We start from the raw sequence: 9,780 nt of genomic DNA on the forward strand, positions 1-9,780 counted from the left end.
AAATTAAAAAAGGATAATAAAAATGAGACTAGCAGGCTTAATTGTAAAAAATTATAAAATCATTGGAGACATTCCTTATGAAATAAGGATTGATGAAATCGTAGTATTAATCGGACAAAATAACGCTGGCAAATCGACTATTCTTGATGCATACGAGTCATTTGCTTCTTCTGGAAAAGAATTGGCAAAAACATATTTCCATAATGAAGACATTTCAAAGCCTATAGAAATTACTGGAATTTTCGATTCAATAACAGCAGATGACGAGGATACCATCGGGAAAAAATGGAAACATAATGATTTAAATTATGGCGAATGTATTAAATTACGATGGATATGGACTTTACCTGAAAAAAAGGCAACAAAACAATCATTTAATCCAGAGACGAATATTTTTGAAGAAGGTGGCATGGGCGGTTGGGATACACTTATCCAGAGTAGAATCCCACAGCCGATTAGAATTAAACCTACAGAGTCAGTCGAAACTACTCAAACAAAAATTGTAACTCTATTAAAAACAATAGTTAAAGATCGATTAAAAGCTGATTCAAGTAAAACAAAAGCAGCAATTGATGAAATTGAAAAATTAGCTCAAACTATTTTTTCTGAATCGAAAACTGCATTCGATGATATAGCAAATAGAATTACAAAAAATGTTTCTAATATATTTCCAGGAACAAAAATAGAATTAATTCCCCAATCAAAAGATGCAATTGATGAAAAAATAGTCGGAGCCGAATCATTTTTGAAAGTAGGAACCGATCATACCTATAATAGTCCACTAATGCAACAAGGCACTGGAATTCAGCGTGCGTTACTATGGTCAGCACTTTCTGTGATGTCTGACGTTAGCGATGGAAAAAAGAAAACAAAACAAACTGGAGAAGCTACAAGAATTCTATTAATAGACGAACCAGAAGCATTTCTGCATCCCCCAACAATCCGTGAAACTAGAGAATCTTTATATGATTTTGCATTGCAAAATCCAGATTGGCAAGTATTAGCTACAACTCATTCTCCTGTTTTTATTGATTTATCCAAAGATCACACAACAATTATTAGAGTCGATGCAACCTCTCCCACTCAGCGATACGTCTCGACAGACAAAATATCGTTTGAAGTAGATGAGCGAACAAGACTACAAATGATTCGTGCTTCAAATCCAATGGTTAATGAATTCTTTTTTTATGAAAATATAATTTTAGTAGAGGGACCAACCGAACAAATTGCTATTCACCATATAGCAAAAGAATTAGACTTAAACGTTCATGTAATAAATTGTTTCGGAAAAGCAAATATTACTTTGTTTGCACGAATCCTAAATCAATTCAAAGTACCTTATATTGTTATTCATGACTCTGACACTCCAAAAATAAAACGTAAAGAAAAATATATTCAGTCAGCTATGTGGACAATAAATGAGAGAATTCGTCAATCTATCGATTTCTCGCTCAATTCTAATTTGTATGTTCAAGTTCCCAATTTTGAAGGTGAATTTTTAAATGAAGAATTATCCAATGGAAAAGTGGACAGAGTTATTGAACTTCTTTCCGATAAAACAAGCTCTGAATATAAGCTGTTATTTGATCAATATACGAAAATATTAAAGAGAGAAACATTAGTCTTTCAAAATTCCGAAACCAAATTCAATGAAAAAATTTCAAAATACAAATTAGAGAATAAATTAGAAAATAACTCATTATGGAATTAGATTGAATTTAATCTTTGCACTGCGCATAACAGCGACTTAACGCTTCACTTCGGGACAAGCCCTCGCTCGGTCTGCGACACATTCCTCTCTGGAACTCCTCTTGCCTCCGCAAGCCTCGTTCCAGTCCCTAACGTCCCTTCAGGGACTCAGGGTCGAGGAACGTCGTTAAGTCTAGTTCGTTATGCGTAATTGCTCTAATTTTATTCTAAAAAGGAATTAAAAAATGAATGAAAATGAATTAGAGAAAATAATTATTCAAATCGAAGATTATTTAATACCATTCCTAAATTTAGATACATACGAAAAGGCACTTTATTATCATCTTTTTCGACACTCAAAACTAATTGGAAAGAATGAGCTTCAATTTGTAATATCGAGTGCACCTAAAACGGTACAAATGACCGATTATTCAGCTCGTGATCGAATTCGAAAATTAGATAAGAAGGGTTGTATCAGAATTCTAGAAACAACTAGAGATGGATTACAAATTGAATTATATCTTCCAGAACAGATTTCAGGTTGTATTCCACCAAAATCACAAACACTTGAAGAAAAAGACATTGAACAAATTGATTTTTATAAAGAAGCAAAGTTTAGACCATCTATATTAAAAAGAGAAAATAATCAATGTTTCTATTGTTTCAGGAAAATAAACTTAGATAACTACGTCCTTGACCACGTCTTACCGCAAGTTAGTGGAGGAAGTAATTCATATAAAAATATTGTTGCTTCATGTCATGAATGTAATTCTAAGAAATCAGGAAAAACTGGCGATGACTATGTCAGAGACCTTTATAGGTCAGGACTTTTATCTTCTAAGGAACTAGATAAAAAACTCAAAGAACTTGAACTATTAACTGATGGAAAATTAAAACCAGAAATTACTTAATAGGAACAGCTTGTATGACATTAATCATAGATATAATTACAGAAGAAAAAACTATAAAAATTTGCGACAAAATGCATTCAATCGACGGTACAATTGAAAATCCAGTTAAGGCTACCCTGAAAATGGGAAATTCGACCATACATATGCAAGCACCGAAAATCAGAATTAACTCTGGTACTAAAATTTTACAGTTAAACGATAATACTATAATTGGTGGTGCTGGAGTAATAAGCAAAATTGAATTACTTAAAAGTAAAATTCCATCTGACTTAAAAGATACAATTTTCAATTTTTTTGATGATTATTATTTCGCTAATAAATCTGATTCCCCAGATGAGCTAACAGTTTCATACAAAACAACGAATACTTTCTATACAAAAATTTATAGAAATATTTCAGATGAATATTCGTCCTACTTTTATTCCTATAACTTTTACCCAATATCTGATAAAATTGTGGTGGCTGCCATCGGAAGTGGTTCATCAATTTTTCTACCTATTTACACAAAACTTAGAAATGATAATAACCAAAAGTATAATAAGGCTAAAACAGAAGGAACACTAACTTCCTGGGAAAATGATTTTATCGCACTAATAAAAAGAATCTTTGAACATATAAGTCTATATGATGATTCTGTTAGCAAAGAAATAGAGCTGTATTCATTGCATCAATGAGCAACTACGCATAACAGCGTCTTCCCGCTACGTTTCGGCACAAGGCCTCACTCGGCCTACGGCAAATTCCCTTCCGTCACGTTTCTTGCTCCGCAAGAAGACGCGCCGACGCCAACGCCTACTTCGTAGGCTCGGCTACAGGGAACTTCGGGAAGACTAGTTCGTTATACGACAGTCAGCAAAAATATCACTCAGGAGATGGAAAAAGCTGAAGAAAATCTAGCGATTTCAGACTTGACAAAGCTAAAACATATATACTAAAATGTATATATGAATCGTGCAAAATTATTTAAAAACGGCGATAGTCAAGCGGTTAGGCTTCCAAAAGAATTTCGTTTTAAAGGTAAAGAAGTCTACATCAGAAAAGACGGAAATTGTGTCATTATATCGCCGATCGATGATGCTGTTGATAGACTATGGAAATCTCTCAATGATTTTTCTGATGATTTTAACATTGAAAGAAATCAACCGAAAACTTTCGATAAGCGAAATTCTATATGAATCAGTATTTGTTAGATACAAATATTTGCATTTATATCATTAACCAAAAGCCTGAAATCGTTTATAAAAAATTCAAAAAAATAAGCCTAGATAACATTTTTATTTCTGCTATCTCTGAGTTTGAACTTAGATATGGAGTTGAAAAAAGTCAAAAATCAGAACAAAATCAAAAAACTCTTAATGAATTTCTGGGATTTCTAAACATCATTCACTTCGACTCTGAATCTGCCTCTATAGCTGGATCAATAAGAACAAAACTAGAAAAAAAGGGAGAAATTATAGGTCCTTACGACTTACTCATTGCTTCTCAAGCTATCGCAAATGATATTATACTAGTTACAAATAATGAAAAAGAATTTAAGAGAATTAAAGAACTTAAAATCGAAAATTGGATTAACTAGAATGCTGACCGTCGTATAACAGCAACTAACCGCTTCGCTTCGGGACTTACGCCCTCGCTCGGTCTGCGACACATAGGCTTCTGGCACTCCCCTTGCCTACGCAAGTGTCGTGGCCAGTCCCTAACGTCCCGTTTCCGGGACTCAGGGTCAGCCTACGTCGGTTAGTCTAGTTCGTTATCTGCCATGCCGCGCCCCTTCATTTATAGCGCCTGCCGTCCGTGGCAGGCTAAAATAAAAAGATTTTCGCTAAGATTTTTTCTAAATTTAATGTAATAAAAATATGCAAATCAGTTATTTTATAAAACTTTAAAGGAACTAAATGAAAAACAAAGGACTAGAAATAATTGAAAAAAAGGTAGAAGATTTTGGAAAAAATGAAAATCTTTATCTCTCAAAAACATTTCAAGAAACGGAAGCAAGAAATCGCTTTATCGATCCTTTTTTCCAGTCTCTAGGATGGGAATTTGATCAAACTAATATACCACGAAATTTATGGGATGTTCATAGAGAATACTCACAAAAAGACAATTCTTCAACAAAGAAACCAGACTATGCTTTTAGACTAAACAGCAAACTGATGTTCTTCGTCGAAGCCAAGGCACCGTGGGTTCCCTTAACTGATAAAGACCCGGTATTTCAAGCAAAGAGATATGCTTATTCAACAAGAGGAAAAGCACCGATTGTTATCATAACTGATTTTCAGGAGTTTAGAGTATTCAATGCACTTGAGAAGCCGATTTATGAGAATCCAACACAAGGTTTAATTAAAGAATTTGATCTAAAATATACTGATTACATAGAAAAATGGGATTTTATTTATGATAATTTTTCTAAGGAAGCTGTTCTAAACGGTAGTTTAGATACACTACGCGGTAAAATTTCGAAATCTACAAAAACCTTAGATGATGAATTCTTAACACAACTAAGTAATTGGCGAGAAACATTAGCACTTAATATCGCTAGAAAAAATCTTACACTTTCAGTTGATGAATTAAACGAAGCCGTACAGAGAATTTTGGATCGTCTAGTTTTTATAAGACAACTCGAGGATAGAAATATCATTGAAGAAAATACACTTCGAAATTTGATTCAAAAAAATACTGAAACTTATTCGAATCTATTGCCATTTTTTGGTGAATTAAATGCAAAGTATAATGGTTTACTTTTTAAACCTCACCTAAGTGAAAAACTTTTGGTAGATGATAAAGTTATTAAAGAAATTGCATTAAAACTTTGTTACCCTAAATCACCTTTTCAATTTGATATAATTGAGCCAGAAATTTTAGGTCGAATTTACGAGAAATTCCTTGGTTCAAAAATTAGATTAACCGAAAAACATCTTGCAAAGGTTGAGGAAAAACCTGAAGTCATTCACGCCAAAGGCGTTTACTACACACCAGAATTCATAGTAGAGGAAATAGTAAAAGAAACTGTCGGAAAAAAAATCCAAAAAATGACTCCCGACACAATTACAAAGATAAAAATTCTAGATCCAGCTTGCGGTTCAGGAAGTTTCCTTTTAGGCGCCTATCAATATATTATGAATTATCATATTGATTTTTACAAAAAAGATAAATCAAAGAAGTACAAAGATGATTTTTTCATAGATGCAAATGGTGAACTCAAGCTTTCGGCTAAGAAGAAAGGTGAGATTTTATTAAATAATATCTACGGAGTTGATTTGGATAGAGAAGCAACAGAAGTAGCTATTTTAAGTTTATATTTAAAACTTTTAGAAGAAGGATTAGAAGACGACTCTTACCTATTTTTGAAAGGCAAAATATTGCCTGACATGACTAAAAATATAAAATGTGGCAATTCATTGATAAGTCGTGAAGATCTATTCGCAAATGATATGTTCAAAATGACCGAAAATGATTCTAATAAGATGACTCATTCAATGACTACCGAAATAAAGACATTCGATTGGAATACGGAATTTCCTTTTGGTGGATTCGATTGTATAATTGGGAACCCACCTTACATTAGAATACAAGAATTGCAAAAATGGGCGAAAGAGGAAGTAGAACTTTATAAGAAAATTTTTAAATCTGGATCAAAAGGAAACTTTGACATCTATATTTTATTCATTGAACAAACACTTCATCTCCTTAATGAAAACGGAATATCAGGAATGATTTTACCCCATAAATTTTTAAATGCAGCTTACGGTGACCATATAAGAGATTTAATAAAAAAAGGGAACCATTTATCTAAAATTGTACATTTTGGAGATATTCAAATATTTAACCAGGCGACTACCTATACTTGCCTTCTATTCTTAACAAAATTTTCAAATACAGATATCTCGGTTTCAAAAGTAGAAAATCTAGAGAACTGGATAAAAAACGGAGAATCCGTTTCTGGAAAAGTAGCCTCAAACTCACTTTCTAATCATTGGAATTTTTCCATTGGCGAGGATATTCAAAAAATCGAAAAGATTTCACATATCACTACTACTCTAGAAGATGTCACCGAAAGAATTTTCCAAGGATTAAAAACTAGTGCGGATAAAATCTATATCCTAGAACTTAAAGAAGAAACTAAGCAGTTTTATAAAGTATATTCTAGACATCTTGAGAAAGATCTGAAACTAGAAAAAGAAATACTTCATCCTTTAATGAAGGGTGGTGACTCAAAGCGATATGCGCTAAACAGAAATACTGGATTGTTAATCCTTTTTCCTTATGATAAGCAGAATGATGAAAAAGTTTCACTAATTCCTGAAAAAGAAATTAAAGAGAAATATCCAGAGATTTATAACTATTTAAAAGAATGTAAATCTTATCTCGAAAACAGAGAAAACGGAAAAATGAAAGGTAGCAATTGGTATGCCTTCGGTAGAACACAGGCTCTTGAAGTAATATCCCGACCAAAAATCTTTACTCCCGACATTGCTCCAATCGCTTCTTATACATTCGATGATTCAGGTGAAATGTTTTTTACAGGTGGTGCAGCGGGAGGATATGGGATACTTCCGAAAGAAAATATTAATCCATACTATCTTCTCGGCTTGCTAAATTCTAAATTGCTAGATGAATTTAACAAAAGAATTGCCACAAAAATGAGAGGTGGCTGGTATAGTTTCGAATCTAGATTCATTAAATCTTTACCGATCTATGTTCCCGATTCAAACGATACTGTGAAATTCGCTATCACGAAGAAAATTGAGGAATTCTCGAAAAATATAATTGAATTTAAGAAAAATCAGAAACTAAAGGATGCTGAATTTCTGGAGGGAAAAATAGATACGTTAGTTGAAGAGCTATATACGATTTGATAAAAATTATAAGATACGCCGTCCGTGGCAGGCTTATTAAACTATTTACAAACTTTCATTAGAATTAATGAATGCAATAAAGTAACTACTCAAAGTATTAACCGATATGTCTGGTACATTTTTAAATTATTTTCAAGTTCAGCTTAACTCGACAAGTTTCGACATTAAAAGAATTCCATATGCTGCTTATAAAACAAAGGATGCTTTCTCATCTTTAAAGAAAGAAAATTTGGGCATTGAATTTTATAGAGATAATGATTGGATATATTTCTGGCCAACTGGTGGAGTTGAAATAGAAAGGCTTGGAGGTAAAGAAGTAAAAATAAATATAGATGAAAAACCTTCATTAGTTTCATCTATTATTTCTCAATCGATTGCATTATCATTACGAGGTTTGAATCAATACAAAGTAAAGAAAGATAAGTATTCGAGTACTTGGAGCATAATTAAAGAAACTGAAGACTTATTAGATAATAAAATACCTGGTCTAATGGTAAAACGAGAAGTTTTATTAAACTCGTTTTATTATTATGATGCAGGAGTAGCCAACTTCGGTATTTGCATTTCTTCAAATACGAAGAATGAGTTCATTTGGAGTCGTGAGGAATTTAAAAAAAATGGTATCGCGGTTGAAGACCTAAAACAAAACGACAATCGTATATTTGCCAACAAACAATCTATATCTCGTTTCCTTGAGGCGACAGGAAAAGAAAAAGAATACGAGACTATCATAGCAAAAATAAATAATAATTCGGAAAATTTTAAAATTATTATACGCCTATTTGAATGGATAAGAAAGAATATTAGCAATATAGAAATTATATCTGATCTAAAAATCGATTCTGTTCATAAAGTATATCTTCCCTATAAAAACAATCTGCTAAAAGAAGAAGTATTGCCAATTCCGCAGTATTACTTCTATTCAGAAAAATCGGGGAGCGGAAAGATTAGCGACAGAATTAAAAATTTAAGACCCTATAGCTTAGAAAACTTTCAGTCTAAGGAGATTGTAATTGGCATAATTTGTCTAAAGGAAAATGAAGGGACCGTTGAACTATTTTTGAAAAAAATTCAAGAACTACTCTTTTCTGTTTTTCAATTAAAAAAAGTAAAATATGATATTAAGCTTGTAGCAACAAATGATTTAAATGGATACTCTACTGCACTTTACAGCTTTGATTTCAAGGTTGTAGATTTAGTCATTGTCGTTCTGTCCGAAGAACATAAGAATTTGCCAAGGAAACATGATCCATATTACTTTTGCAAAGCAAAATTACTTGGTCACGAAATCCCAACTCAAGAGGTAATGATCCATAACGTAAAAAAGTACAATGAATTCATATTAGATAATATGGTCTTAAATATATATGCTAAATTAGGCGGAACACCTTGGACCATTGAAAAAGAAGACAAACTAAAGAACGAACTAGTGATTGGTATTGCGTCTACGACCGATGATTCAACCAAAACTGTGCTAGGTATTGCTCAGATATTTAATTATAATGGGAAATATCTCGTTTCTGATTGTACGTCAATTTCAACTTTTGAAAACTATTCAGAGAATCTAGAATTATATTTAAAAAAATATATAGCTGATTTCAATTTTGGAGAAGATAGCGAAATTCGACTCGTCTTTCATGTTTATAAGTCTGCGAGTGAGAAACATGAATTTAAGGCTATTTATAACGTCGTCGAAAGTTTCCCTGCGCAAAAGATCACTTATTCAATCGTCCATTTAGATTTTGGGCACAATTTTAGAATTTTTAATAATGATGGAAAATCAGAAAATAAGAAAGGTTCATTTATAAAAATCGATGATTTACGTGGATTGCTAACTTTTGAACCAAAAAGCACAATCCCTCTTTTGATATATATCGATCGTCGTTCTACATTCGTTGACTTATACTATATTGCTAAACAAATATATTGGTTTTCACATCTGTCTTACCGAAGTTATATGGCAGCTAAAAAGCCCGTAACACTTTCATACCCCAATCTGTTGGTCAATTTGACCGAGAAATTGAAAAAAGTTGAAGGCTGGGATTATGAATTATTAAAGAAGATGGGAGATAAACTTTGGTTTATTTGAAAGAGCTGATAGCGTGGGCTCGTGATAAATGCTTAACCGAGAGCATTCAAGATTATTTATATTACTATTTTTTCTCAAAAGATTCGATTGATAAAAAATCAATGTCTATAAAAGGAGAAATTGATGAAATTGCAATCAAAGGCTATAAATCAATTTCAATACCCTATGAAGAGATCAATAGAGTAATCTCTCGAAGTCCAGTTAAAGGAATAGACTATAGTAGTAATATTTATAC

At 32.4% G+C, this 9,780-nt stretch carries 8 protein-coding genes; all 8 read left to right on the forward strand.

What is annotated here, in order from left to right; genetic code table 11:
- The first annotated feature begins 22 nt into the window (after nucleotides 1–22).
- Nucleotides 23–1,711, forward strand: a complete 1,689-nt coding sequence (locus CH364_RS09760; protein WP_100787852.1) for an ATP-dependent nuclease — start codon at nucleotides 23–25, stop codon at nucleotides 1,709–1,711.
- A gap of 223 nt (nucleotides 1,712–1,934) precedes the next feature.
- Nucleotides 1,935–2,600: an HNH endonuclease gene (locus CH364_RS09765; RefSeq protein WP_100787853.1), complete on the forward strand. Its 666-nt coding sequence runs from the start codon at nucleotides 1,935–1,937 to the stop codon at nucleotides 2,598–2,600.
- A gap of 14 nt (nucleotides 2,601–2,614) precedes the next feature.
- On the forward strand, nucleotides 2,615–3,274 hold the full coding sequence (locus CH364_RS09770) for a hypothetical protein (RefSeq protein ID WP_100787854.1): 660 nt from the start codon (nucleotides 2,615–2,617) through the stop codon (nucleotides 3,272–3,274).
- Between the two features lie 270 nt (nucleotides 3,275–3,544).
- Nucleotides 3,545–3,775, forward strand: a complete 231-nt coding sequence (vapB, locus tag CH364_RS09775; RefSeq protein WP_100729144.1) for a type II toxin-antitoxin system antitoxin VapB — start codon at nucleotides 3,545–3,547, stop codon at nucleotides 3,773–3,775.
- Complete coding sequence (vapC, locus tag CH364_RS09780) at nucleotides 3,772–4,176, forward strand: type II toxin-antitoxin system tRNA(fMet)-specific endonuclease VapC (RefSeq protein WP_100787855.1); 405 nt, start codon at nucleotides 3,772–3,774, stop codon at nucleotides 4,174–4,176. Before vapB ends, vapC begins: the two co-directional genes overlap by 4 nt.
- Before the next feature lie 319 nt (nucleotides 4,177–4,495).
- On the forward strand, nucleotides 4,496–7,456 hold the full coding sequence (locus tag CH364_RS09785; protein ID WP_100787856.1) for an Eco57I restriction-modification methylase domain-containing protein: 2,961 nt from the start codon (nucleotides 4,496–4,498) through the stop codon (nucleotides 7,454–7,456).
- A gap of 106 nt (nucleotides 7,457–7,562) precedes the next feature.
- On the forward strand, nucleotides 7,563–9,545 hold the full coding sequence (locus tag CH364_RS09790) for a Piwi domain-containing protein (protein WP_100787857.1): 1,983 nt from the start codon (nucleotides 7,563–7,565) through the stop codon (nucleotides 9,543–9,545).
- Nucleotides 9,533–9,780: hypothetical protein (locus tag CH364_RS18740; RefSeq protein ID WP_208859277.1), on the forward strand; the 248-nt coding region annotated here is incomplete at its 3' end. The genes CH364_RS09790 and CH364_RS18740, both read left to right, overlap by 13 nt.

Source organism: Leptospira harrisiae, from assembly GCF_002811945.1.
Lineage (GTDB): Bacteria > Spirochaetota > Leptospiria > Leptospirales > Leptospiraceae > Leptospira_A > Leptospira_A harrisiae.

Excerpts from the sequence above, each read along its gene's own strand:
- CH364_RS09785 (WP_100787856.1), top strand. The coding sequence starts at position 4,496 with ATGAAAAACAAAGGACTAGAAATAATTGAAAAAAAGGTAGAAGATTTT.
- CH364_RS09770 (WP_100787854.1), top strand. The coding sequence starts at position 2,615 with ATGACATTAATCATAGATATAATTACAGAAGAAAAAACTATAAAAATT.
- vapC (WP_100787855.1), top strand. The coding sequence starts at position 3,772 with ATGAATCAGTATTTGTTAGATACAAATATTTGCATTTATATCATTAAC.
- CH364_RS09765 (WP_100787853.1), top strand. The coding sequence starts at position 1,935 with ATGAATGAAAATGAATTAGAGAAAATAATTATTCAAATCGAAGATTAT.
- CH364_RS09790 (WP_100787857.1), top strand. The coding sequence starts at position 7,563 with ATGTCTGGTACATTTTTAAATTATTTTCAAGTTCAGCTTAACTCGACA.
- CH364_RS09760 (WP_100787852.1), top strand. The coding sequence starts at position 23 with ATGAGACTAGCAGGCTTAATTGTAAAAAATTATAAAATCATTGGAGAC.
- vapB (WP_100729144.1), top strand. The coding sequence starts at position 3,545 with ATGAATCGTGCAAAATTATTTAAAAACGGCGATAGTCAAGCGGTTAGG.